The sequence below is a fragment of the Geodermatophilus obscurus genome (genome assembly GCF_900143215.1).
GTDB lineage: Bacteria > Actinomycetota > Actinomycetes > Mycobacteriales > Geodermatophilaceae > Geodermatophilus > Geodermatophilus obscurus_A.
Window position 1 is genome coordinate 1 of sequence record NZ_FRDM01000086.1, and the last position, 3,241, is coordinate 3,241.

At 74.0% G+C, this 3,241-nt stretch carries 4 protein-coding genes; all 4 read right to left on the reverse strand.

Annotation, left to right across the window (positions count from 1 at the left end; all coding sequences use genetic code 11):
- Positions 1-73 precede the first annotated feature (73 nt).
- Positions 74-310 carry a hypothetical protein gene (locus BUB17_RS25005; RefSeq protein ID WP_072921544.1) on the reverse strand — a complete coding sequence of 79 codons (237 nt, stop codon included), beginning with the start codon at positions 308-310 and terminating at the stop codon, positions 74-76.
- A 71-nt stretch (positions 311-381) separates the two neighbouring features.
- Entirely contained in the window at positions 382-1,896 is a 1,515-nt protein-coding gene (locus BUB17_RS25010; RefSeq protein ID WP_072921547.1) for a phospholipase D-like domain-containing protein, read from the reverse strand.
- The gene (locus BUB17_RS25015; RefSeq protein ID WP_244277480.1) at positions 1,889-2,593 is read right to left on the reverse strand and encodes an NYN domain-containing protein; all 705 of its coding nucleotides are present in this window, start codon (positions 2,591-2,593) and stop codon (positions 1,889-1,891) included. The genes BUB17_RS25010 and BUB17_RS25015 overlap by 8 nt, the downstream gene beginning before the upstream one ends.
- Positions 2,594-2,799: 206 nt before the next feature.
- Positions 2,800-3,241 (reverse strand): EAL domain-containing protein (locus BUB17_RS25020; RefSeq protein ID WP_141243211.1); only part of this gene is annotated, 442 nt, incomplete at its 5' end.

Here is a 3,241-nt window from a genome sequence, read left to right on the forward strand (position 1 = left end):
TCCTCTGGCCTGACTCCGCGCCGCGGTCCGCTCCTCGCTCGCAGAGCTCGCTGCGATGCTCCCGCGGCTGTCGTCAGGCGGAGTCGCGGACCGGGGCGTCCCCGCGCTCGTGCCGCGCACAGTGCGCGCAGCAGTAGAACGAGCCCTCGACCACGACGCCGTGGCCGACCACCTTCACGCCGCAGTGCTCGCAGATCGGCGCCATCTTGTGGATCGCGCACTCGAAGCTGTCGAAGGTGTGCCGCGCTCCCTGCGCGACCACCTCGAAGCTCAAGTCGTAGTCGTTGCCGCAGACCTCGCAGACCGCCATGACCCCTCGCCTCCTCGTCGTCCGGGGTCGGTTCCTTCCCCGGTGCGGGCTGCGGGACACCGGCACGGCGGTCAGCGGCGGCGGGTCCTCCCGCCGTGCACCCGCGGCCGGAAGCTGCGGCGCACCCGGTGCCAGCGGTCCGGCGTCTGCTCGGCGTCCAGCAGTTCGGTGTCGGCCAGCGTCTGCTCCACCGGGCCGAGGTCCGGCGGGGTGAAGGGCACCAGTGAGCGTCCCACCGGCCGGCGCAGGCTCTCCACCGCCTGCAGCAGCGACCCACCGCAGGCCTCGATCGCGTCGACGACCGCGGACGGCGGCACGCCGAGGTGCTCACCCAGCAGCCGGTCGCGCAGCCCGGTGATGGCAGCGGCCTTCTCCTCCGCACGCGGGTCGCCGGGACGCACCTCGATGGACACGTCGCACTCGGTGTCCAGCCCCATGGACCGGTTGTTGAGGTTCGACGAGCCGATCCGCAGCAGCCGGTCGTCGACCACCGCGACCTTGGCGTGCACGTAGATCGAGCGCCGGCGCTCGGTGACCGGCACGTACAGCCGAAAACGGCCGTGGACGTCGGCGTCCTCGAGGAGGGCCAGCAGCTTGGCGCGGGCGGTGCCCATGGCCTTCTCCTGCAGCCAGCTGGCCGAGCTCTCCGGGTTCACGACGACGAACTCCGGCCCGTCGGGCTCCCGCAACCGGTCGGCGATCGCCTCGGCGATGCGGCGGTTGGCGAAGAACTGGCTCTCGATGTAGACGCTGCGCCGGGCGGAGGCGACGGCGGCCAGCCACAGCAGCTCGATCTCGTGCACCAGGTCGGCCCCACCGTACTCGGGGCGGGTGCGCGAGACGGCCACGTCGACGTCGGTGAGCAGCGGCTCCACGCCGTCGGGCCAGCAGGGCTCGAGGCCCTCGACGGTCTCGAGCCGGTCACCCGTGCCGCTCTCCCAGCGCTCCCGAGCCAGGTCGCCGATGGCGCGAGCGGCCTCCCCGGAGACGACGCTGGTCACGTCGTGCCACGGCCCCGATGGACGGCGGGACCCGGGCCTGCGGCGCAGCCGGTGACCGTCGCGGTGCTCGGAGGTGTCCCACCGGTCGGTGGTCACGTCGATCCCTCCGGCGAAGGCCAGGCAGTCGTCGATGACGACGATCTTCTGGTGGTGCGCGCCGCCGACGGGGTGGTTGGTGTCGACGGTCAGCGTCAGCCGGTCGGGCGTGTGCCGGTTGAGCAGCGTGAGGGGGGCCAGCCCGCGGGCGAGGGCGATCAGCGTCCCGACGTCCCAGTGCAGGACGCCGATCTGCAGTTCCGGGTTCTTCCGGACGGCGGCCTCGAGCACGCGGCCCAGGCGGTCGCTGCGCGCTGTCCCCGCCCGGCGGGGGTCCATCTGGATGCGAGGGTCGAAGTCCCACCCGATGAACAGCACCCGCCGGCGGGCCCGCAGCACCGACCACTTGAGCGCGGCGAAGTAGTCGGCGGCGTCGATGAAGACGGCGAACCGGTCGGCCCGCTCGATGCGCCAGCAGGTCTCCCCCGGCACGAGGAGGGTCTCGGTCGCGATCGGCCCCGAGGCCGGCCCGAACGGATCCTCAGCCATTGCGGCGGACGTAGGAGCTGACGAAGTCCCGCAGGCTGCGGGTGGGCCGCAGCCACGCGCCGTCCGGCGGCAGGGCGTCCAGGCGCACCCGGTCCAGCGGGACGGCGAAGGCGCCCGGCACGTCCTCGATGTCGATGAACTCCAGCAGGTCCGAGCCGATCGCGTAGCCGGCGACCTCGCTGAAGGCGACCACGGTGACCTGCGTGCCGGCGCGGACCAGCTCCTCCAGCGGCTCGGCGAAGTTGCGGCCGTCGCCGGAGAAGACGACCAGCCGGCGCAGCCGGTGGCTGTGCCGGCGGACCTCGATGTGGTCGAGCATCGCCTGGTCGATGTCGTCGTCGGGCTGCTGCTTGGGCCGGGCGAAGACGGCGAAACCGAAGCTGCGCAGCGCCTCCACCCAGCGCTGCAGGCTGCCCACCACCGGCGGGATGTTGGCGAAGACGCAGGCCTCGACGTCGGGGGCGTCCGGGGCCATGGCACCCCCCGCCGCGACCGCGCCCGCGCCCTCCACGAACCAGGCGGCGATCGCGTCGAACCGGGGGCGCGACGCCGCGGTCGGGCGGGCGCCGATGACCGTCGACAGGGTCATGTCGATGTTCGGCGCGTCCCAGATGAGCAGGTCCAGCGCCGGGCGTGCCTGCAGGTCGAGCGCGTCGGGATCGGGCGCCGTCTCCGCGGCTGCGTCCAGGTCGGTCACGTGTCCTCCTCGCTGCGCTCGTCGCGCACGTGCCCGACGGCGGTGCTCTGTCCTCGCGGGACCTCGCGAGCTCGGTCCCGGGAGGGCAGTGTGCCTGGCCGGGGCCTGGACGGGGGACGACGCACCCGTCCAACGGGGCGGACCGGCCGGTGCGGTGGCCCGTCGCGGCGTGCGTCGGCGCAGCCGGCGGGCCCGCACCAGGCTCCTCAGCGCCTGCTCGCCTGCAGCGCGAGGGCGCACGAGTCGCCGCCGGCGGCCCGCACCCGGGACGCCCAGCGCAGGACCTCGGAGGCCGGCATCGGGTGGGCGAGGAGGTAGCCCTGGGCGAAGTCGCAGCCGGCCTCGCGGACCATCTGCAGGTGCTCGGCGGTCTCGACGCCCTCGGCGACGGAGCGGATCCCGAGGGTGCGGGCCAGCGAGACGATGGCGGCCAGCACCGGCCCGGTGCCGTTGGACGCCAGCCGGGCGGCGGCGGTCAGCAGGGAGCGGTCGATCTTCAGCGTCCCGACGGGCAGCGCCAGGAGCTGGGCGAGGGAGGACCAGCCCGTCCCGAAGTCGTCGATCGCGACCGACACGCCGGAGGTCTGCAGGATCGACAGCTGGTCCTCGGCCCGGGTGGGGTCCTCGGCGACGCTGGTCTCGGTGAGC